Below are 21,418 nucleotides of genomic sequence, written 5' to 3' on the forward strand. Positions count from 1 at the left end.
TAAACCAATACCCGGCATACAGCTGCAGTTTTCTTACTGCGCCTGAACCATTTGCTGCGCTGCCTGCCGGGAAAAAACCACAGAGCATGGCAAAACTGATTATAGTTTCTAACAGGTTACCTGTAAAACTGCAAGAGAAAGACGGAGAACTAAGCTACAAGACGAGCGAGGGGGGCTTGGCGACCGGCTTGGGCTCGATCTACAAAGAGGGCGATAACGTCTGGATCGGCTGGCCGGGCCTTGTGGTAACCGAGCAGGAGAAGCAGGAGCAGATAACCCAGGACATCAAGAGTGAAAACATGCACCCCGTTTTCCTCACCGAAACAGAAATCAAAGAATTTTACGAGGGCTTTAGTAACGAAACACTGTGGCCAACCTTCCACTACTTCAGCCAGTACGCCGTTTACGATCAGCAATTGTGGGAGACGTATGTAGAAGTGAACCAGAAATATTGCGATGCGGTGGTGGAGCAGGCCGGGCCCGAGGATACTATCTGGGTGCACGATTACCAACTGCTGCTGCTGCCAAGTATGCTGCGCGAGAAACTTCCCGATAGTACCATCGGTTTCTTCCAGCACATCCCGTTCCCGAGTTACGAGGTGTTCCGGCTGCTGCCTTGGCGCAAAGAGCTTCTGGAGGGGATGCTGGGCTCTGACCTGATCGGTTTCCATACCTACGACGACATGCGCCATTTCCTCAGCTCTGTGAACCGCATCGTGGGCTACGGCAGCATGCACGGCTGGATTCATACCCCCAACCGCTCCCTGCTGGTAGATTCTTTCCCGATGGGGATTGACTATGAGAAGTATGCCGGAACTGCCGCACTGGAAGAAGTGAAGAAGCGGGAGCGTATTTACCGTGGCAACCTTAATGCGGAGAAAATCATACTTTCCATAGATCGGCTCGATTACTCGAAAGGGATACCGCAACGCCTGAACGCCTTTGAGCTTTTCCTGGAGAAGTACCCGGAGTTTCATGATAAGGTAACGCTGCTGATGCTGGTGGTGCCAAGTCGCGATGCAGTGGAGAAGTATAAAGAGCTGAAAGAGGAGGTGGACGAACTGGTGGGCCGCATCAATGGCAAGTATAGCCACATCAGCTGGAACCCTATCCAGTACTTCTACCGCTCTTACCCGCTGGAGACGCTCTCGGCCTTTTACCGCATGGCCGATGTGGCCCTGGTAACCCCCATGCGCGACGGCATGAACCTGGTGTGCAAGGAGTATGTGGCAAGCAAGCTGGACCAGAAAGGCGTGCTTATACTTAGCGAGATGGCCGGTGCCTCCAAAGAGCTCTCAGACGCCATCCTGATCAACCCGAACGATATTAACCAGATGGTGGAGGCCATTCACCAGTCGCTTACCATGCCGGAGGAGGAGCAGCAGCAGCACATGGAAACCATGCAGGAGTCGCTGAAGCGCTACAACATACACCACTGGGTAAGTATGTTCATGGATCGGCTTTCTTACGTCAAGATCAAGCAGTTGTCGCTGGCCACTACCTACCTCGACGAGGCTACCTTCCTGGAGATGAGCAATGCCTATGAGTCAGCCAGCTCACGCCTGTTCTTCCTGGAGTATGACGGCGCCCTAGTAGACTACCGCCACCGCCCGCTAATGGCACGGCCTGATGATGACCTGATGGAGCTGCTGGAGCGCCTGAGCAGCAATCCCAAAAACAGGGTGGTCGTGATGAGCAGCCGCGAGAAAGCCACCATGCAGGACTGGCTGGGCCACCTCAACATCGATATAATAGCCGAACACGGCGTTTGGATAAAGCAGCGCGGCACCGGCTGGCAAACCATGCTCAGCCTCATGGACGACTGGAAAAAGGATATCCGCCTGATACTGGACCTGTACGTGGACCGCACGCCGGGCTCCTTTATCGAAGAGAAGGAATACTCACTCGTTTGGCACTACCGCCGCGTAGAGACCGGCTTAGGCGAGCTGCGTGCCCGTGAGTTGGTGAGCCATCTCAACTTCCTGGCTTCTAACAGCAACCTGCAGGTGCTGGATGGCCAGATGGCCGTAGAGGTAAAGGCGCAGGAGATAAACAAAGGCAAGGCATCCAGTTACTGGCTGAGCAAGTTCCCGCACAAGTTCGTGATGGCCATGGGCGATGACTGGGGCGACGAAGATATTTTTAAGGCCATGCCCCGCAACTCCTACACGATAAAAGTAGGTAACGCCTCGTCAGTGGCCAAGTACCACGTGGATACTTGCGAGGAAGCCCGCGAAATGCTGGACCGCCTCGTGCAGAACAGTGCAGCGGAGCAATCTTCCGGCGCGTTGATGACAGGTTAATAAAGTATTAAAATTAAGAATGCTCCACCCGCAGCCTTATGGGCGGGTGGTTTTTTTCTGAATTGGACTTACGCTTGTGGTTTTAATTTAAAGGTATGAACGTATAATAGGAATATACCTTGGTTTTATCGAATATTATGGATTTAAACTAGTATAAAAGCTATTGCGCCAACAAAATAGTTTTACAATCGCTTTTTAATTTGACGGATACATAGTAATATGTTGATATAAACACACAAGCAAAATAACCAACCAACGCTAAAATGGATAAAATACTATGTCCCACGGACTTTTCCGGTACCTCGGATAAAGCTGTGGAGTATGCTGTGTACATCGCACAGCATGCGGGGGCGCACCTCACGCTATTGCATGTGGTGCACCTGCCGATTGTAGACACATCGGAGACGGCGCTGGTGGCAACCGAACTGCTGGGGGAGCAGATGCGTGATGCCGCTGACAAGCTGAAAGCCAAAGTGCTGCAACTGGAGGAGAAGTACGGGGCTAACCGCGACGGCGGTTTTACCTGCGATTACCTGTTGAAAGAAGCCTTACTTACAGACGTTGCCGAACAGCTGAGCAAACAGGAAGGGTACGACCTGATCGTGATGGGCACTACCGGCTGTGACAGCACCATGGAAGAGCTGCTGATTGGCAGCAACACCGAAGCGGTAATAGAGGAAGTGAAATGCCCGGTACTATCTGTACCAAAAAATGCGCCCGCGCCCAAAATAGAGCATATCGTTTACGCCTCCGACTATAGCGGCGAAGACGTGCCAGCCATGAAGGAAGTGGTAGAGCTGGGAAGCTGCTTTGGAGCCAGAATAGATGTGGTGCACATTGTGAAGGAACGTGAAGAGCACGATGGAGAAGAGGCCGCAGCCTTCCGGACGGAACTGCAGGGGCTTTTCCCGAGCGTACCGCTTACTTTTCAGGAGATCACCAGCAAACACCGTGACGAGGGGCTTACGCAGTATTACACCCAGTCTGGTGGCGATATAATGGCTTTAGTGAGAAGGGAGAAAGGGTTTCTGAAGAGTCTGTTCTCCCAGAGTCTGGCGGAACGCATGACTTATCAGGCGAAGGTACCTTTGCTGGTACTGCACGGAGGGAAAGAATAAAGGCCTGAAGTATGAAATAAATCTACGCTATAAAAAAAGTCCCCGCCGAGGCGGGGACTTTTTTTATCTGTTCATCTCTCTTACAGCATCTTTATCGAAGATCATGTCCAGGTCTTTGCTGCATACCTGGCAGTTATAGCGCCCGTAGTCTTCAATAGCCCTTGGCAGCACCAGGTTCCGGAAAGTGCCTTTCCCCCGGCACTCAATCAGCACGGGGCAGTCGTGCTGCACATGGAAAATATCCGATACACCATCCTCACAAATCCAGACACGCTTTTTCAGCATATTCTCCGGAATCACAAAGAATTCCGGCGCCGGTCTTTTCTCTGCGGCTACTGCTGCTGTTTGCGCAGGCGCTTCAGTAACTTCTGGTGCTTGTTCCTGCTGCTCAGTTTCTGCTGGTTGGCAGGAGGCGACGGTACAAAGTGCAAGTATAAAGGCTGCGTTTCTAAGCTGTTTCGTAACCGATGGGGTAAAGTATAGATTCATCTTTCTGAGGCTTGACTTAACCCAAAGGTATAAAATTTAATGTAATGCCTGCACCCGGAAGTTAATTTCACCGCTTCACAAACCGGCTGGTGTGGCGCTTGCTTTGCTCATCCAGCAGAACCAGTACGTAAGTGCCGCTCTCCAGCCTGCTTACATCAATGGCATGTTGCAATGCGGGTTTATGCAGGTTTTTCTCCAGCAGTTTTCTGCCCATCGCATCCACAACAAACATCTGGCGCAGCTGCCTGTCAGACGTAACCTGAAGCTCGTTGGTTGTAATGGTGGGGTACACTTTAATCTCCTGGGCCACTTTTCTAGTTAGGTAGATTACTTTGGAGTAAGTGTAAGTTTCGTCTTCATCCACCTGCTTCAGCCTGTAGTAAGATATCCCGGCCAATGGCACCTGGTCCACAAAAGTATAGTTTGTTGTGAGGGCGGTTGTGCCGTTGCCTTTCACGAGGCCAATACCCTCAAAGCTTTTTCCATCAGGACTCCGCTCCACCACAAAATGGCTGTTCTGGTCCTCGCTGGCAGTTTGCCACTGCAGCTCTACCTGCGCACCTTTTATACTTGCTCCGAAATGTGCCAGCTCAACAGGCAGCGGGGCGGGCGCTTCCACAGTTTGGGCATACCAGGTAATTGTTACATCGTCAACTGCCAGGCCATGATCAGCCTCTATCTCGTCAGCGTCTTTCCAGCGCAGCATCAGGTAATAGCCTGCCGGCACCTCTATTTGCAGCATGTGTTGTAGCAACGCTTTGTTTTCAGCAGCATTACCGTTAAGAGGTCCACCTGTGAGGTAAAACTTTGGCCCGTAGAATTTTAATTCCGGCACCTCTGTCCAGCCTTTGTTGTTAGTAGGAATGGTGCTGACACTTGCTGGATCACTAGTTATGGCATACCAGAAAGAAAGCTCATGCTGTGGGGCTGTAGCATTTGAGATGCGCCACTGCTCTCCTGTATACTTCACCTCAACCGATTTTATCGTATTGCCGGTGTTGTTTTGGAACAGCATGTTATAGGTAAACTGACCAGCGTTTGTGGACGCAAGAGAGCCCAAAGCCCTGTCAGTTGATCCAGTAGCGCCGTAGCTGTAGAGCCCTCCAGTATTGGCTTGGCCTGTATTAGCCGTAATGATAGTGTCATTTTTAGAACGGTATACGGCCAAGCCTGGCAAATATTCCTGGCCGTTTTTCCAGGTGGCTTTACCGGTAGCGGGCAACTCATCAAAGTTCTGGGTATAACTATTCTGGCGTGGCCCCATGCCTATCTGGGCTTGAGCAGCTGCTGACACAACCAGAAAGGCACAGCACAGGGCAGAGATGCGCCTGGTAAGTGTAAAGAGTGTTTTCATTTAAAAGCAAGGATAAACAGTTAATGGTCAGGGTTTATGATAGTGAGGTCAATATTAGCCCCAACTTTAAGTTTCCCTTTATAGTTCAATGGTATTATTAATATTTTTATAGATTAATTTGTAGGATAATTTGAATAGGTGCCACTCTGAAATTGTAAGTATGCATTACACTTCAAATTGACTTAAATGGACTACAAACAGGAACTATAAGCGGGTGGGAGGTGTAGTAAAAGGGCGTACATGAAAATATGTTCATGTATAAGCTCAACCTAATATTCCTTTACATGAGTACCTTAAAAGTTCGGGTGGAACAGAAGAAACTGGAGAGGGCGGCATACGTGCTGAAGTGTGTGGCGCATCCGGTCCGTATCAGTATTATAGACCTCCTGGAGCAGCGTGAACGCCTGACCGTGAGCCAGCTACAGGAGGTGCTGCAGGTAGAGCAGTCGCTGTTGTCGCACCACCTCACCAATATGCGCGACAAGGGGGTGGTAGATACCCAGCGCCAAGGCAAGCACGTTTACTACTCCCTCACCGATTCTGCCATCACTAATATCATCAGCTGTATCAATGGCTGCAAAAACTTTTAACAGCAGGGCAAAGGCAGATATTAGCACCCAGGAAAAGAAGTTTAACGCCAGAGGATGCTTATATTTACAGATGCTATATTTCACCAAAAGTATAAAAACCATGAGAATCTTAGTTATCAGCTTACTGGCAGCCATTATGTTTAGCTGTGCGGGCACTCCGCAGCAAGGCCCAGCCCAAGTGCAGAAATTGACCCCCAATGAGTTTAAGGAGCAAAACATGAACAGCAAGACGGTGCTGGTGGATGTGCGCACTCCGGAAGAGTATGAAAGCGGCCACCTGGACGGAGCATTGCTCTCCGATTTCCGTGGTGGTGCATTTACGGAGGATATGAAGAACTGGGACAAAGATAAAGTATACTACCTGTATTGCGCCTCCGGCAACCGTAGTGGGCAGGCTGCCGAGTTGATGAAACAGGCAGGTTATAAATATATTTATGACCTGGGCGGGTTTCAGGATCTGAAAGAGGCAGGTTTGCCAACAGAGGCAGGCGCGGCAGGGCAGGAGTAAAAGTGTAAAACCTGTACAGAAAGGGCAGAAGAGGCTTGTAGCTGTTTCTGCCCTTTTTCTTTGTAATAAAGTGTAAAGCAAGCCAATGGCGGCTTCTTCTCAATTTTATACTTCAGGACGATAATCAACAGAAATTCCTTGCCATATTACTATATTCTGATGTATCTTGAACCGGAATTGGAGAAGAAGAGCTATGCGCGTACTACACACCTCAGACTGGCACCTGGGCCAGCGCCTCGTTAACTTAGAGCGTACCGAAGAACACCAGCATTTCCTGAACTGGCTGCTGCAAACCATAGAGCAGGAGCGGGTGGAGGTGTTGCTGATGTCCGGGGATGTGTTTGACAACGGAGCCCCTTCTAATACGGCGCTAAAATTATACTATGATTTTCTGCGGAAAGTATGCGCCACCTGCTGCCGCCACATCATCATCACGGGCGGCAACCACGACTCCGTTTCCACGCTCAACGCCCCGAAGGAGCTGCTGCAGTACTTCAATATCCACGTTATTGGCGGAGCCTCCTCTGATCCTTTGGATGAACTAATTGAGCTGCACAGCGAGCAGGGCGAGTTGCAACTGGCCGTTTGTGCCGTGCCTTTCCTCCGCGACCGCGACGTGCGCCTATCGGTGCCGGGCGAGAGTTTCGAGGAGCGCGAGCAGCGTATAAAGCAAGGTATAGCCGCGCATTACGAGGCCTTTGTGCCACACATCCAGAAGTATAAGCAGCAACGTATACCGGTGGTGGCCATGGGGCATTTGTTTGCAGCCGGCGGCTCCGCCTCCGAAAGCGAGAAGGAGATACACGTGGGCAACCTCGGCCAGATCGGGGCAGACCAGTTTCCGGTTGAGTTTGACTACGTAGCCTTGGGGCACCTGCACCGCCCGCAGTTAGTAAACAAAAGGCACCACATCCGCTATTCCGGATCGCCCATTCCGCTCAGCTTTAGCGAGGTAACCGATAAAAAGGTGGTTTTTATACTTGACTTTGAGGAGGGCAAGTTGGCCGACCTGCGCGAGCTGGAGATACCCTGCTGCCGTAAACTGGTGCGCTTTAAAGGGCCGCTGGAGAAGGTGAAGCAGCAGCTCTCCATCTACGACAACAGTGCTTATACATTAATAGCCTGGGCCGAACTGCAACTGGAACTGGAGTCGCACTTGCCCGACCTGAACCAGCAGCTCGAGGAGGTGCTGAGCCTGAAAAAAGATGAGCTGCAGCTGCTCATTCACCGCCCGCCGATCATCCAAAAAACCACGCAAACCCTGGAGCAGCAAGTACAGGAGGAGTCCGACCTGCACACCCTCCGCGAGAAGGACGTATTCCTGAAACGCTGCCAAAGCGCCTTCCCCGACGCAGATCATTCGGAACTGGTGGCCACTTTTTCGGAGCTGCTGGAGTTGATGGGGCAGGAGCGGGAGAGTTAAAGTGTAGAGACGCTCACAGTGTCTGAAGGTCACGCGAGCGTCTGGTTCTATTGAGAATAAATAATACAAAGTATGAGCAGCGTATTCAGAACCAGATTTAATTATAAACTATACTTCCTACTATTGCTGGTTCTTCCGTTTCTGTTGGGTTTGTACGCTGGCATTTCTACGCTTCTTGACAACATTAAAAGCGGAAATTATTTTGATGATTTCGGGCTTACGATTGTTATGCCTGTTTTAGTTATATCTTTTATCTGTTACACATTTTACTTTTACATTAGTAAATCCCCGCAAATTGAAATTGATGGAAAAGGAATCCGGATTGGCAATGAAAGTATAGATTTTGCTGAAATTAAAAAGATAAGGGTACGAAGTAAACATACAACTTACTTTTTGATAATGTCTTATGATTATGTTGAAGCAAGTTCCATCGTTTTGAAGACTGGAACAGAGTATACTATATTTGTAGAGCACTATTGGAATGGAAGTCTGATAAGGACTAACCTTAGCAATCTGAGCAATTTTTTAAAAGGACAAACTTCTTCTTTTCGTGTTTCAACCACTACTTTTACGCAGGAGGAGTCTCTGCAATTCTATTTAGAGGATTTCCAAGAATATAGGCAGCCTCCTTACAAGTTTGCTAACTACTACATCTTTTCTCCTCTTGTATTGCTCCTAATCTATGTTGCTATCTTTTTAGAGGCTCCGTTCATTTTAAGAGGCATTTTCTTAGTGCTTGCTCTAGCATTTTACTTTATTCTCGTCCGACAGAGCCATTATTTTTTACTAGGTGAGAACCACTTGATCGTTAAGAATTACCTCTTCCCATGGTGGAGAAAGCCTTTTTTAATAAAGGGTATAAATCATGTTACCACTGAGACTCAACCTAAGCAGGAGACTGCCTTAAAAGTTATTACTACAGATTTCAGAATACACCGCTTTCAGTCTGGTTTGATGAACGATAGTATGTTTAGCAGTCTTATAAGTGCTATTAAAGCTAAAAGAAAGGCAAAGTTAGGAGTATCAACTCAAGTATAGATATCATGAAAGCCACCGATAAATTTAAGACTAGATTACCCCTGAGTGTTTATGGTATCATACCTAAAACATTGGTTGTGGCTGCTCTTGCCTTTGCTTTCACAGAAAACTGGCTGATCACTATAGCAGGTGGAGTTCCGACAGGTTTGCTGCTGCACTTTCTGCTCAATGCCTACGACAGTAAAGTAACCTTCGATAAAGGTATTCTCAGCTTTTACTACTTCCGTCCCATGCTGCGAAAACAGACCGTTAACTTGTCAAAAGTAGATAATGCTATCGTTGCGCCAGAACGGAAAGACTATGTGATGAGGGATGTCTGGTGGAAAACTGATATGCTGTTACCGCTTGGGTACAGCAAGTTGCTTCTATACAGAGATAGTAGCCTCATTTACACCTTAAACTTCAGAACGAACACTGAAGACACACGAAAACTAGCTGAGCTTATTAAGCAAAGCTTTCCTTCTGAATTACCTACAGTTCACCCATGAAAATCCTCTCCGTACGCTTCCAGAACCTGAACTCGCTGAAAGGTGAGCATGAGATCCGTTTCGACCTGAGTCCGCTGGCGGAGGCCGGGCTGTTTGCCATCACCGGCCCCACAGGCGCGGGCAAAACCACCATTCTGGATGCAATTACGGTAGGCTTGTACGGGCTGGTGCACCGCCACAGCAACGACAAACCGCTGGAACTGATGACGCGCCACACACCCGAATGCTATTCGGAGGTAGAGTTTGAGGCGAATGGTAAGCGTTACCGCTCCAAGTGGCACCTGCGCCGCAGTCGGGGCAAGGTGGAAGGTAACATACAGCCGGTGCACATGGAGCTGTATGCTTTTGACGAGGATGAACTGTTTGACCTGAAACCAAGCGAGGTGCCGGGTAAGGTGGCCGAACTCTGCGGCCTTGACTATAGCCAGTTTCTTCGCTCGGTGATGCTCTCGCAGGGCGATTTTGCGCGCTTCCTGAAGGCCAGCCCCAATGAGCGTAGCAGTCTGCTGGAGAAGATCACTGATACCGGCATCTATTCCGAAATCTCGAAGTATGCCTACGAGAAGGCGAAACAGGAGCGGCAAAAGTATGAGGGCCTGGAACAACTCCTGAAAAACACGCAGCTGCTGCCCGAGGAACAGCGCGAGGCTTACGAACAAAGTATAAAAGAACTGGCAGAGCAGGAAGCCATACTTCAGGGCGATCTTTTAAAGCTGCAGGAGAAGGTGCAGTGGCTGCAGCAGGTGGCGCAGCTGCACGCAAAGCAAGAGCAGCACCAGCAGGCACTGCAGGTGCAGGAGCAGAAACTGGCACAGCTGCAGCCAGAGTTTACCAAGCTGCAGCAGCATGAGCAGGCGCACCAGTTTGTGGGCGAGCTGGCCGAAATCCGCAGCGCCAACAGCAAAGTAACCGAGGTGCAGGAGCAGCTGCAGACACTGCAAAAGCGTGTGCCGGTGCTGGAAACGGAACTGGAAGCCGCAGGTAAGATAGCTACAGAAGCCACCAGAGCGCACCATCAGCAGGAGGAGCAGCTGCAAAAGCTGGAGCCGCTGCTGGCGCAGGTAGCCCGGCTGGATCATCAACTCAACACCATCCGCGACTCTTACGCGAAAAACAAGAATGCCTATGTAAGTTTTGAACAGCAACAGCAGCAGGAGCAGGCTCAACTGCAAACCAGGCAACAGGAGCTGGATAAGCTGACGCAGGAGGCTACAAGTATAAAAAGCTGGCTGGAGCAACATGCGCAGCTGCAGGACCTGAAAGAGCACTTGCCGGAGTTCAAAGCCACCCTCCGCGACCTGCAGGAGGTGGAGCAGCGCATCAAACGCAACCAGCAGGAGCGGCAGGAACTGAACCAGCAGCGGCAGCGGGAGGCAAAGCAGCTATCTGACCTTCAGGAGCAACAGGCGCAACAAAAAGCGCAGCAGACACAGCTGCAACAGCAGAAAGAAGAAAAGTTAACCGCGCTGCAAAGTATTCTGGCCGATAAAAGTATGGAGGAGCTGGAGCAGGCGGCGCAGAGCCAGCCAGCGGTGGTGGCTAAGTATGAGCGCCTGCAGGAACTGGCGCAGCAGCACGCGGGGCATCAGCAGAAGTTTAGAAGTATAAATGAGCACCTGGCGCAGCTCGCACAGCAGGCGAAGGAAGCAAGTATAAAACTTCAGGACAGCCACACAAAGTATAAACAGGCCGAGGAGCACCTGCAGACGCTGCAGAAACTAGTGCAGCTGCAGCAGCAGATCCAGCAGTACGAGGAGGCACGCCATACCTTAACCCAAGACGAGCCTTGCCCGCTCTGCGGCTCTACGCACCATCCTTTTATAGAAGACAGCTACACTTCTGACCTGCCGGAGGAGGTGCAAAAACGTGACAAGCAGCAGGTGCTGGTAAAAGAGCTGGAGCAAAGTATAAACCAGTTGCAGTTGCAGTTAGCTTCCTTGGAGCAGAAACAACAGCTCGGGATTACAGCCAAATCTGAAGCGGAAAATGAGCTGAAGCGCCTGATCCATACCTTTGAGCAGCTGTCAGAGGGGTTCTCGGAAAATATAAGTATAGCTGATGTTAAGCAGCTGGAGCAGCTAAAGCAGGCGCAGCAGGCTTCGGCCACGGCGCTGCAGCAGCAACTGGTACAGGCACGGAGTTTAAGCCGCGAACTGGAAAGTATAAACCAGCAAAACCAGAAGCTGCGGGAGTTCCAGGTGCAGGCGCAGTCCACATTTAACCAGCTGCAGGCTTCCGATAATTTACTGCAAACGCAGCTGCAGAAGCTACAACTTATACTTGCCGATGAGCAGGAGCAACAGCAGGCGCAAACCGAAACCGCCGAGTCCTTCGCCGCCACCTTCGGGCAAAAGTATAAAGCCGAGGAGCGCCATACCTTGCTGCAGACACTGGAACAGCAGTCGGTGGCTTATGCCCAGAAGCAGCAGGCACTGGAAAGTATGCGTGGGAAGTATGTGGAGCTGAATACGGAGGTGAAGAACCTAAAAGCCAACGAAACGCAGAAACTGAAAGAGCAGGAGGAGCGGAAGCAGGCGCTGAAAGAAGAGCACGAGCAGCTGACACAGCTTAAAGCCGAGCGCCATACTTTGTTCGGCGATAAAGACACCGAGCAGGAGCGGAAACTGGCACGGCAGGAACTGAATGCTCGTGCCGCACAGGCCGAGGAGGCCCGTAGAGCCCAATTGCAGAAGCAACAGGAACTGCAGGAGGCCCGCGCCCGGCAGACGGAGTGCCTGCAGAAGCATCAGCAGAACAAGTCTATACTGGAAGAGCTGCGGCAGGGGCTGCTGCATGTGCTGCAGCAAAAAGGTATCGAAACGATTGAGGCCCTGAGCCAGATGCTGCTCCACCGCGACGAAGCCGACCGCCTGGCCAACCTGAAAACTCAAACAGAAAAGCACCTGACCGAGCTTCGCAAAAGCCTCAGCGATGTGCGGCAGGAGTTGGCACAGCTACAGCAAAAGCAGCTGACCGATGAAAGTATGGAAACCCTGCAGGAACAGCACCGGCAGAAAGCAGAGCACCAGCGGGAACTCATATCACAGCGTGCACGCCACCAGCAGCTACTGGAGCAGGATGCGCAGCAACGGGAGAAGAACCGGGAACTGGCCGAACAACTGAAAACACAACAGCAAATATGCCACCGCTGGTCGCAACTGGCCGACCTGATTGGCTCTGCCGACGGCAACAAGTTCAGCCGCTTTGCACAGGGGCTTACCCTGGCAAGGCTGGTGGAATTGGCCAACCGACACCTGCAAAAGCTTAATGACCGATATCGCATCCTTAAATCCTCGGCTGAGGATCTGGAACTGCTGATCGTGGATATGTACCAGGCAGAGGCTGTTCGCCCGATGAACACACTCTCCGGCGGCGAGAGCTTTCTGGTTAGCCTGGCGTTGGCTCTTGGGCTATCTGACCTGGCTGGCCGGCGCACGCAGATCAACTCCCTGTTTATAGATGAGGGCTTCGGTACACTGGATGCAGAAACGCTGGACTCTGCCATCTCCACGTTAGAGAACCTGCAGGCCAGCGGCAAGATGATCGGCATCATCTCGCACGTGGAGGCGCTGAAGGAGCGCATCAGCACCCAAATCAAGGTTCAGCGACAGGCCGGCGGCGTTAGCAAGGTAGAGGTAGTAGGGCTCTAAACCGGCACTTGGGCAGCCTTGCCTTAGGCTGGATTAATGTTCAACCCTTGTTTTATCTGTCAGTTACAGAGTAGCTTAAAAGTATATTTCTATATATTATTGACAAAAAATTGTATATTTGAGGAAGGCAATATACTGCAAATGAAACAAATCATACTTTTAAGCCTATTGCTGGCCTTTTCGTCGGTTCAAGCCCAATCCGATAAAATTACAGACCTAAAGTCAAAACTGGCCAACACACACGATGCAGACGAACAAGTATTTCTGCTCTGTGAGCTTAGCAAGCAGTATTGGAACTCCTCCTTCAGCACTTCTCTAAAGTATGGCAACAGGGCTATAGCCTTAGCCCATGAGTTGAAAAACCAGAAAGCACTGGCGCTTGCCTATAATAATGTTGGCGTGGCCTATGATATCTATGGCAATTATAGCGAGGCGAGCAACTACTACTACAAATCACTGCGCATAAGAGAGACTATAGGCGACTCGGCTGGCCTGAGCGCCACTTACAACAACATAGCCACCGTTTTTGCCTCGCAAGGAGATCATGAAAAATCCATTGGTCTTTACACTAAGTCGATGGAAATATCCATAGCCCTGAAGGATACTATGGCTGTTGCACTTGCGCTTAGTAACCTGGGCGGTATTTACCAGGAGCAGAAGGATCTGGATAAAGCACTTGATTATACTTTACGTGGCCTGCAACTTATGAAATCAAAGGAGTCTGCCGGGGCACTTATCAGCTTAAACAACATTGGTTTTATCTACTCCGAAAAAGGAGACTGGGAGAAAGCCCTGAACTATCACCATAAGGCCTTAAACATCTCCAGAAGAGTTGGCAGCACCATGGATGAGGCTTACTCGCTGAGCGGGTTAGCCGAAGCATACATCGTAGCAGAGCAACCGGAAATGGCCCTGCCTTATGCGCTTCAGAATGTGGAATTGGTGCAGCAGCTAAACTCCAAGAATGAAGTAAAGTTAGCGGCTGAAATGCTGAACAAACTTTATATAAAGTTAGACGACTACAAAAACGCCCACCGCTACCTGACGCTCCAGAACCAGTATGAGGACAGTGTACAGGTTACCGTGGCGAAAACGCAGCTGGCCGAGTTAGAGTTTAAGTATGAAAATGAGAAAGCCGCACAGGAAAACCTGTTGCTGAAAGCCCAAACCAGCCTGCAACAGCAAATGATAGAGCGCAGAAACACGGCCCAGCTTTTTACCGGGGCTTTGCTGCTGTTGGTTGGTGTGTTGGCTGTGGTTTTCTTCCTGGGCCGTCGGCGCATGCACCGCCTCAACGATCTGCTGGTGCAAAAGAACACGGATGTGCTGGAGCACAGTACGGCCCTCACTTTGCAAAAGGAACAACTTGCCGGCCAGGCTGCCTTGTTGCGTGAGCAGAAAGAGGAACTGGAAAAGCTCAATTCTGTGAAGGATAAGCTTTTCTCTGTTATTGCCCACGACCTTAAAAGCCCGCTTACCTCGCTGCAGGGCCTGCTGCAGCTCATAGCCAAAGGCGCCGTGCCACAAGATAAGCTGAAACCGTTTATGGCCTCCCTGGAAGCTAGCCAGCAGAACTCGCTGTGGTTGCTCGATAACCTGCTGCTGTGGTCCAGGGTGCAGATGCGCGGACTTACGGTAAAGCCTGAAGCCACCGCCCTAAATGGGCTTGTGCAGCAGAACATACGCTTACTGGAGCCGCAGGCAGAGTTCAAGGAGATCCGGTTTACCTGTGACATAGCTGACACCCACTGCCTTTTCGCAGATAAAGAGATGGCCAACTTGGTGCTGCGCAACCTCATAGCCAATGCCATCAAATTCAGCAAGAAAGGGGGCAGCATACACATTGCCTCTGTGCTGGACAAAAGCGATATCACCATTACGGTGCAGGATAAGGGTATCGGCATGTCGCCGGAGAAGCTTACCTCACTCTTCAGCGGCAACAGCATTAGCAGCAAAGGCACCGCTGATGAGCGTGGTAGCGGGTTAGGCCTGCAGCTTTGCCAGTATTTTATAGAGCGTAACGGCGGTAGCATCTGGGCAGAAAGCGAACCTGCGCAGGGTAGCACCTTCTACTTCAGGTTACCGGCTGTTTCTGCTGTAGAACCATCTGATAGCGTAACGCCTGCACCAGCTACTGCGCTTGAGCTGGTATAAATCACCTCCTTCCTATTTGCTCTTGGCGGTGCATAGCCATACTTTTGTGCTGGACGGCGAGCCGTTCCGTATGTAAAGTATACCCATAAAAGACCATGAAAAGATTCCTGTACCTGTCCCTGGCGCTTCTGCTTCTATTCTCCTGCAAAAACGATCGTAAAGACGCGCAGGAGCAGTTCAGAAAGCGGCAGCAGGCTATACTAGAGCGCAACGGAGAAGAAGAGGCAACTGAGGTTGCAACGGAAGAGGATGCTGATGTGGCTGTAGAGGAGGCTGACGAAGTTGCTGAGGAAGCACGGGAGCAGCCAGGCACCACAGCCGGCGACAAAGTTGTTGGTATAAAAGATGGGGACACCATTGTGCTGCTGCGTAACGGCAAAGAAGAAACCGTTCGTTTGTACGGAGTTGACACCCCTGAGAAGAACCAAGCCTATGGGCAGCGGGCCAAACAGTATACTTCCGAGCTCGTGTTCGGGAAGACTGTGCGTCTCATTGTCAACAACACGGATCGTTATGGCCGCACGGTGGGCACTATCATACTTCCGGATGGCCGCAGTCTGAACGAGGAGTTAGTGCGTAACGGCTATGCCTGGCACTACAAAGCCTATTCTAAAGATCAGAACCTGGCCAACGCCGAAGTAGATGCACGGCGGTTTAAGCGTGGTCTATGGCAGGACCCTAATCCCATTGCCCCCTGGGATTTCCGTAAAAACCAGCGTACTGGCAACTCTGCCGCTAACACACCCAATGCACCTATACCTGCCGGGGCAACTAAGCGTACAGTTTACCTTTGCAACAGCAGCAACTCCTCTGTTTACCACTACGACAGCGCTTGCCACGTGCTGAAACGTTGTAAGGAAGAGATCATCAAAATCACAGAGGCTGCGGCTATACGTGAGCATGGGCGGCGTGCTGATAAAACCTGCAGTCAATAGTATACTTTAAAAGTAGAGTCGCACAAGTATAAAAAAAGGCTCTGCCGCTGCGGTAGAGCCTTTTAAGTAACTATAAATCTTAGCTGTTTACACAGAGAAGCTGTCGCCGCAGCCGCAGGTACGCGTGGCATTCGGGTTATTGAAGAAAAAGCCTTTGCCGTTCAGGCCGTCAGAGAAATCAAGCTCTGTTCCGGCCAGGTATAAAAAGCTTTTCATGTCTACCACAACCTTCACGCCCTTGTCTTCAAACTCTTGGTCCATTGGTTTCACCTCGTCGTCAAAATCGAGGTTATAAGACAGGCCGGAGCATCCACCACCCGCAACAGAGGCACGCAAGCGGAACGAGTCGTCGAGCTGCGCATCCTGCTTCAGCTTTAATACCTTCTCTTTTGCTTTATCTGAAACTGTGATCATAACATTATTAATTTAGGAGACCGGGTTCAGCACCACGCTGAAAACAGTGATGGTGTTCATGTCCCGGCCAAAGTATAACTTATCCAGCGCCTCATACATATTACGGGCCCTGAAGTAAGAAGTATTCAGCTCCTTGTCATCGCGAGCCATCCACTGTACTGTAAATGAGCTCTCCTGATCGCGGTAGTTCTGCACGTAGGCCAGCATCTTACGCAGCACATCCAGGCGGTCATAGCCCTCTTCAGAATGGAACAGGAAAGACTGCTGGTGGCGCGGGTTCACCGTAATCAGGTCAAGGCGCGTTTTGTTGTCGAGTTGCCGGAATTCAAAAAGCAGACTGCTCCCGCTTATGCCTAAGTGGTGCTCAATCTGCTTCTGAATACGGGCACTCTCCACGTGCACATCCGTAGTTGACTCCATAGAGTCTGGGTTTTTTAGTGGTGAGACTTCGGCATTTCCAGCTCTGGAAGGCCGTTCTTTACTCTATAGTCGTTGATAGCTGTTTTGATGGCATCTTCTGCAAGTACAGAGCAGTGGATCTTAACCGGCGGCAGGGCCAGCTCCTCCACAATCGCCATGTTGTCGATGGCCAGTGCCTCATCAACGCTTTTGCCCTTCAGCCACTCAGTAGCCAAAGAAGAAGAGGCGATAGCAGAACCACAGCCAAATGTCTTGAATTTGGCGTCGGTGATCACCTGATTCTCGTCCACCTCAATCTGCAGGCGCATTACGTCGCCGCACTCAGGGGCACCTACAAGGCCAGTACCAACGTTTTTCTTTGCTTTATCTAGTGTACCCACGTTGCGCGGGTTTGTATAATGGTCGATTACTTTATCTGAATAAGCCATAGCTTTTTATAATTACAAGTTATTAATGATGAAGGACTAATTAAAAGGTTGAGTAATTATTCATTACTCACTATCCATTATTAATTAAAATCTTAGTGTTCTGCCCACTCAATTGAGTTCAGGTCAATACCTTCTTTAAACATTTCCCACAGAGGAGAGAGTTCACGAAGTTTAGCAACCGCCTCTTTCACGTGGTCAATCGCGTAGTCGATTTCCTCGTTGGTTGTGAATCGGCTTAAGCCGAAACGCAGGGAAGAGTGAGCCAGGTCATCGCTCAGGCCAAGGGCCTTCAGTACATACGATGGCTCCAGTGAGGCAGAAGTACAGGCTGATCCTGAAGAAACTGCCAGGTCTTTCACACCCATCATCAGGCCTTCGCCCTCTACATACTTAAACGAGATATTGGACACATGTGGTAAACGGTGCTCCGTAGAACCATTTACGTAAGACTCTTCTATAGTAGTCAGTTCACGCTCCAGTCTGTCACGCATGGCCGCGATACGCTTGGTATCGGCTTCCATGTCCTGTTTGGCGATTTCGGCAGCTTTGCCTAAACCAACAATACCAGGAACATTCAGCGTACCGGAACGCATGCCGCGCTCGTGTCCGCCACCGTCCATCTGGGCAGTTACTTTAACACGTGGGTTCTTGCGGCGTACATAAAGCGCACCAACACCCTTAGGGCCATACATTTTGTGGGCAGAGAAAGCCATCAGGTCAATGCCATCCGCTTCTACGTCTACCGGAATTTTACCTACAGCCTGCGTAGCGTCTGTAAAGAACAGGATACCGTGCTTTTTGGCGATGGCAGAGATCTCGCGGATAGGCTGGATAACGCCAATCTCATTGTTGGCATACATCACCGAGATCAAGATTGTCTTGTCGGTAATGGCTTCTTCCAGTTCCTTCAGGTTGATAAGGCCTTTCTCATCTACCTGCAGGTAGGTAACCTTTCCGCCCATTTTCTCGATGTGCTTACAAGGGTCCAGTACGGCTTTGTGCTCGGTGGTAAGCGTAATAATGTGGTTGCCTTTAGAGGCGTACATCTCAAAAACGCCTTTCAGCGCCAGGTTGTCAGACTCTGTAGCGCCTGAGGTAAAGATGATTTCCTTAGGAGAACAGTTGATCAGCGCCGCGATCTGCTCACGGGCATAATCTACAGCCTCTTCAGCCTGCCAGCCAAAAGCATGGTTGCGGGAAGCAGCGTTGCCGAACATGTTTGTCATGTATGGCATCATAGCCTCCAACACACGCGGGTCTAGCGGCGTAGTGGCATTGTTATCTAAGTATATCGGTAGTGTTAGCATAGTAACTATTCGGTTTCTTGTTTTGTCCTGTTAGCTAAACAGTTTGAAGAAATTATTAGTTTTGAATCCAGTGCAAAAATAGCAAAAATTCTTTACTTAGACTAATTACAAACACGAAATGAAAAACGTAGAACATATAGGAATAGCTGTCAGAGACTTCAGTGAGGCCAACGGGCTGTACTTTAAATTACTGGGCGTGGAGCCCTATAAAACGGAGTATGTGGAGTCGGAGGGCGTGAATACCTCTTTCTTTAAAGTGGGCGGCACCAAGATAGAACTGCTGGAGGGCACCACTCCCGAGAGCGCCATCAGCAAGTTTGTGGAGAAGCGCGGCGAAGGTATCCACCACATCGCTTTTGAGGTGGAGGATATTTATGCAGAGATGCAGCGGCTGAAAGGAGAGGGCTTTATACTTCTGAACGAACAGCCCAAGAAAGGTGCCGACAACAAGCTGGTGTGCTTTGTACACCCGAAAAGCGCTAATGGCGTGCTGGTAGAGCTGACGCAGGAAATCAGGTAGCTTGTTGTCCGTGAGTAAAGTATAACTTTTGAAGCCAGTTTTTTAGAAGTAGCTAATAACGGGCAACCAACAAAAAAACTAAAACTATGAGCCAGTTAATAAAGGAAGTACAGGCGGCGGAGGAAGAGGTGCTGCTGGGCAACTTGATCCTGTACCCAACCGATACAGTGTGGGGTATAGGCTGCGACGCCGAAAACGCAGAGGCCGTGCGCAAGATCTTCAAGATAAAGGAGCGTGAGGAGTCGAAGGCGATGATCTTGCTGGTGGCTGATCAGGAGATGCTGCAGCATTATATTAAAGATTTGCCGGAGGGTTTTGAGGAAATGGTAAGAAAGCAGGAGCGGCCAACTACTTATGTGTTCCCAAACCCGCAGAACCTGCCCAAAGAGGTTTTGGCCGAAGACGGAACCGTGGCCATACGCATGGTAACGTCTGAAGAGTTTTGCCACCGCCTCATCCGGCAGGTGGGCAGGCCGATCGTGTCTACCTCGGCTAATATAAGTGGGGAGCCATCGCCGAAAACCTTTGCCGACGTCAGCGATATAATAAAAGAGCGTGTTGATTTTGTGGTAAACTGGCGCCGTGAAGATGACATGGCCTCCAGGCCATCCCGCATCGTTAAAGTAGAGGAAGACGGCAGCCAAAGCATCATCAGGGACTAAAGGAAAGTATAAAATCATACTTTATACTTCTTTCGGTAAAGTATAAAGCGCTGTTTACCAATTTGTAGTTAGCTTAAAGTATAGCCTTTTTCGGAATTGAGCCGGTTATACGTATTTTTGTGCCTCAGGCCGCGCTTCTGTAGCCTGAGGTTTTGATTTTAAGAATGATGGAGAAAGTACAGTTACCTGAGCACCCTATTTTTAATGTTGTAGCAGAGGCCGCTGATGAATTGGACGTAGATGCCTACGTGATCGGTGGTTTTGTGAGGGACCTGGTGCTGAAAAGGCCATCCAAAGACATAGATGTGGTTTGCGTGGGCGACGGTATTGCCCTAGCTGCCATGGTTGCTCAGAAACTGCCGCACAAGCCGAAGGTGTCCATCTTCAAGAATTACGGTACCGCCATGCTGCGCTCCGGGGAGTGGGAGGTGGAGTTTGTGGGTGCCCGAAAAGAATCATACCGCGAGCACTCGCGCAAGCCGGAGGTGGAGCAGGGGTCTCTGGATGATGACCTGAAACGCCGCGACTTCACCATCAATGCCTTGGGAATAAGCTTGAATAAGCAGAATTATGGCGATTTAATAGATGAGTTTGACGGTGTGAAGGACATGCGCCGCAAAATTATCCGGACGCCCCTGGAGCCGGGCATTACTTTTTCTGATGATCCGCTGCGCATGATGCGCGCCATCCGCTTTGCTTCTCAGCTTGGCTTCGATATCGACCCCGACACCTTTGATGCGATCATGGAAAACAAAGACCGCATCAAGATTGTGTCGCAGGAGCGGGTTACCGACGAGCTGAACAAGATCATACTTTCGCCGGTGCCAAGCTATGGCTTTAAGCTGCTGTTTGCCTCCGGGCTGCTGCACCTCATCTTCCCGAAAATGGTGGAGTTGCAGGGCGTGGAAACCATCAACGGCAACTCGCACAAAGACAACTTCTACCATACTTTGCAGGTGCTGGATAACGTGGCGCAGGTATCGGATGACCTGTGGCTGCGCTGGTCAGCCATTATGCACGATATTGCCAAGCCTGATACCAAACGCTATTCCCCAAAAGTGGGCTGGACCTTCCATGGGCACGAAGACCGCGGCGCCCGCATGGTGCCACGCCTCTTCCGCGACCTGAAACTGCCCCTGAACGAGCACATGAAGTTTGTGCAGAAACTCGTGCGCCTGCACCTGCGCCCCATTGCCCTGGTAAAGGAAACCGTAACCGACTCTGCCATCCGCAGGCTGCTGTTCGAGGCCGGTGACGATATAGATGCGCTGATGAAGCTGTGCCGCGCCGACATCACCTCCAAAAACGATAACAAAGTGAAGCGTTACCTGCAGAACTTCGATAAGGTGGAAAAACGCCTGGTGGAGGTGGAGGAGAGCGACAAGCTGCGCAACTTCCAGCCGGTGATCACGGGCGAGATCATTATGGAGACATTCGGGCTTAAGCCATCCAAAACAGTTGGTGAGCTAAAGGAAGTACTGACGGAGGCGATTTTAGAGGGGAAAGTGAAAAATGAGTTTGACGAAGCCTACGCCTTTCTTCTGGAAAAGGGAAAGGAACTGGGCCTATCGGTCGTGAGCAACAAAGCTTTGTCAGGAAAAGGGGAGTAGCAGGGAG

The 21,418-nt window shown here is 50.4% G+C and carries 19 protein-coding genes; 13 read left to right on the forward strand and 6 right to left on the reverse strand.

Annotation, left to right across the window (positions count from 1 at the left end; genetic code table 11):
* The first annotated feature begins 86 nt into the window (after positions 1–86).
* Entirely contained in the window at positions 87–2,303 is a 2,217-nt protein-coding gene (locus OO017_RS09225) for a bifunctional alpha,alpha-trehalose-phosphate synthase (UDP-forming)/trehalose-phosphatase (protein ID WP_266052191.1), read from the forward strand.
* Between the two features lie 263 nt (positions 2,304–2,566).
* The gene (locus OO017_RS09230) at positions 2,567–3,421 is read left to right on the forward strand and encodes a universal stress protein (RefSeq protein ID WP_266052192.1); all 855 of its coding nucleotides are present in this window, start codon (positions 2,567–2,569) and stop codon (positions 3,419–3,421) included.
* A 63-nt stretch (positions 3,422–3,484) separates the two neighbouring features.
* Here the strand turns inward: OO017_RS09230 and OO017_RS09235 are convergent, their stop codons facing one another.
* Complete coding sequence (locus OO017_RS09235; RefSeq protein ID WP_266052193.1) at positions 3,485–3,910, reverse strand: hypothetical protein; 426 nt, start codon at positions 3,908–3,910, stop codon at positions 3,485–3,487.
* A 67-nt stretch (positions 3,911–3,977) separates the two neighbouring features.
* Positions 3,978–5,264: a T9SS type A sorting domain-containing protein gene (locus OO017_RS09240; protein ID WP_266052194.1), complete on the reverse strand. Its 1,287-nt coding sequence runs from the start codon at positions 5,262–5,264 to the stop codon at positions 3,978–3,980.
* A 284-nt stretch (positions 5,265–5,548) separates the two neighbouring features.
* On the opposite strand from OO017_RS09240, the gene OO017_RS09245 reads away from it, so the two are divergent.
* The 8 genes from OO017_RS09245 to OO017_RS09280 all read left to right on the forward strand — a co-directional run bounded on the left by OO017_RS09245 (position 5,549) and on the right by OO017_RS09280 (position 16,050).
* The gene (locus OO017_RS09245; RefSeq protein ID WP_266052195.1) at positions 5,549–5,854 is read left to right on the forward strand and encodes an ArsR/SmtB family transcription factor; all 306 of its coding nucleotides are present in this window, start codon (positions 5,549–5,551) and stop codon (positions 5,852–5,854) included.
* 100 nt (positions 5,855–5,954) lie between these two features.
* A complete protein-coding gene (locus tag OO017_RS09250; protein ID WP_266052196.1) occupies positions 5,955–6,362 on the forward strand; it encodes a rhodanese-like domain-containing protein in 408 nt (135 codons plus the stop codon).
* Between the two features lie 193 nt (positions 6,363–6,555).
* A complete protein-coding gene (locus tag OO017_RS09255) occupies positions 6,556–7,785 on the forward strand; it encodes an exonuclease SbcCD subunit D C-terminal domain-containing protein (RefSeq protein WP_266052197.1) in 1,230 nt (409 codons plus the stop codon).
* Between the two features lie 72 nt (positions 7,786–7,857).
* Positions 7,858–8,823, forward strand: coding sequence for a hypothetical protein (locus OO017_RS09260; protein ID WP_266052198.1), 966 nt, complete (start codon positions 7,858–7,860; stop codon positions 8,821–8,823).
* Positions 8,824–8,828: 5 nt separating this feature from the next.
* Positions 8,829–9,311 (forward strand): hypothetical protein, encoded by a 483-nt coding sequence (locus tag OO017_RS09265; protein WP_266052199.1) that lies wholly within the window; start codon positions 8,829–8,831, stop codon positions 9,309–9,311.
* Entirely contained in the window at positions 9,308–12,961 is a 3,654-nt protein-coding gene (locus OO017_RS09270) for an AAA family ATPase (RefSeq protein WP_266052200.1), read from the forward strand. Before OO017_RS09265 ends, OO017_RS09270 begins: the two co-directional genes overlap by 4 nt.
* A gap of 141 nt (positions 12,962–13,102) precedes the next feature.
* The gene (locus OO017_RS09275) at positions 13,103–15,115 is read left to right on the forward strand and encodes a tetratricopeptide repeat protein (protein WP_266052201.1); all 2,013 of its coding nucleotides are present in this window, start codon (positions 13,103–13,105) and stop codon (positions 15,113–15,115) included.
* A 95-nt stretch (positions 15,116–15,210) separates the two neighbouring features.
* A complete protein-coding gene (locus OO017_RS09280; RefSeq protein ID WP_266052202.1) occupies positions 15,211–16,050 on the forward strand; it encodes a thermonuclease family protein in 840 nt (279 codons plus the stop codon).
* 87 nt (positions 16,051–16,137) lie between these two features.
* Here the strand turns inward: OO017_RS09280 and OO017_RS09285 are convergent, their stop codons facing one another.
* The 4 genes from OO017_RS09285 to OO017_RS09300 all read right to left on the reverse strand — a co-directional run bounded on the left by OO017_RS09285 (position 16,138) and on the right by OO017_RS09300 (position 18,619).
* On the reverse strand, positions 16,138–16,464 hold the full coding sequence (locus OO017_RS09285; protein WP_266052203.1) for a HesB/IscA family protein: 327 nt from the start codon (positions 16,462–16,464) through the stop codon (positions 16,138–16,140).
* A 12-nt stretch (positions 16,465–16,476) separates the two neighbouring features.
* Positions 16,477–16,884 carry a hypothetical protein gene (locus OO017_RS09290; protein WP_266052204.1) on the reverse strand — a complete coding sequence of 136 codons (408 nt, stop codon included), beginning with the start codon at positions 16,882–16,884 and terminating at the stop codon, positions 16,477–16,479.
* 14 nt (positions 16,885–16,898) lie between these two features.
* A complete protein-coding gene (gene iscU / locus OO017_RS09295; RefSeq protein ID WP_266052205.1) occupies positions 16,899–17,312 on the reverse strand; it encodes a Fe-S cluster assembly scaffold IscU in 414 nt (137 codons plus the stop codon).
* Positions 17,313–17,404: 92 nt separating this feature from the next.
* Positions 17,405–18,619, reverse strand: a complete 1,215-nt coding sequence (locus tag OO017_RS09300) for an IscS subfamily cysteine desulfurase (RefSeq protein WP_266052206.1) — start codon at positions 18,617–18,619, stop codon at positions 17,405–17,407.
* A gap of 118 nt (positions 18,620–18,737) precedes the next feature.
* On the opposite strand from OO017_RS09300, the gene mce reads away from it, so the two are divergent.
* The 3 genes from mce to OO017_RS09315 all read left to right on the forward strand — a co-directional run bounded on the left by mce (position 18,738) and on the right by OO017_RS09315 (position 21,411).
* On the forward strand, positions 18,738–19,139 hold the full coding sequence (gene mce / locus OO017_RS09305; protein WP_266052207.1) for a methylmalonyl-CoA epimerase: 402 nt from the start codon (positions 18,738–18,740) through the stop codon (positions 19,137–19,139).
* Between the two features lie 86 nt (positions 19,140–19,225).
* Complete coding sequence (locus OO017_RS09310) at positions 19,226–19,801, forward strand: L-threonylcarbamoyladenylate synthase (RefSeq protein ID WP_266052208.1); 576 nt, start codon at positions 19,226–19,228, stop codon at positions 19,799–19,801.
* 167 nt (positions 19,802–19,968) lie between these two features.
* Complete coding sequence (locus OO017_RS09315; protein ID WP_266052470.1) at positions 19,969–21,411, forward strand: CCA tRNA nucleotidyltransferase; 1,443 nt, start codon at positions 19,969–19,971, stop codon at positions 21,409–21,411.
* The last annotated feature ends 7 nt before the right edge of the window (positions 21,412–21,418 follow it).

This window comes from Pontibacter anaerobius (assembly GCF_026241195.1).
In the GTDB taxonomy this organism is placed as follows: Bacteria; Bacteroidota; Bacteroidia; order Cytophagales; family Hymenobacteraceae; genus Pontibacter; species Pontibacter anaerobius.